This is a genomic window from Psychrobacter sp. AOP31-B2-9 (assembly GCF_052378005.1).
GTDB lineage: Bacteria > Pseudomonadota > Gammaproteobacteria > Pseudomonadales > Moraxellaceae > Psychrobacter.
This window is the reverse complement of record NZ_JBQSXG010000321.1, coordinates 1-647: the sequence shown is the minus strand read 5'-3', so window position 1 is coordinate 647 and position 647 is coordinate 1. Positions and strand designations below refer to the sequence as shown.

General features: G+C 31.1%; 1 protein-coding gene. It reads left to right on the top strand.

The window, feature by feature from the left end; all coding sequences use genetic code 11:
• Positions 1-205: 205 nt before the first annotated feature.
• A partial coding sequence (locus ACT3SX_RS15440) for a hypothetical protein (RefSeq protein ID WP_444761862.1) occupies positions 206-647 on the top strand: 442 nt, incomplete at its 3' end.

The window sequence follows — 647 nt, the reverse complement described above, 5'->3', positions numbered from 1 at the left end:
AGCTGACCAGGTAGAGGGATAGTCATTTGCTGCTTCAGTCAGCATGCGAACGGCGCGGTCTTTAATCTCAGGAGTGTAGTTTCGTGTTTTCATTGTCGTATTCTCTCAGAATGTTAAGTCTCCGACAATCCCGGGGCGGTTCAACAAACCATTAGAAAATGCTATTGATAGTTTAGCTGCTATTATATCTTCTGAGAACAGTGAGTTGAGTAATCAATTAGCTGTAATGGCTAGTTCGTTAAGTGCCCAATCTGATGTAATTAACTCCCAAGTTATTAGTTCGATAGAACTAAATAAAAAAATTAAAGAATTTATTATTTATTCTTTAGATGCTATTAATAATAGATATTTACATGATATTGAAAAGATAGATAGAAATCAAAATAATAGCTTTATAGAAATTTCAAAAATAATTCATGATAATCACAATAGTAATATATCGAATATAGATGAGTGCACTAAGTTTATAACAGAAAAACAAATAAAAACTGACTCACTAATTGAAGCCTTCATGGGTCAAGTAAGTCAACAGGATCATTCAAATAAAGAAAATTATACGAATATAAAGGAGGAGCTAAAATCAGTCCATAGTACGAATAAGTTGTTATTAACTTTAGTAATTATAATGTTAGTGGCATTAATAATAA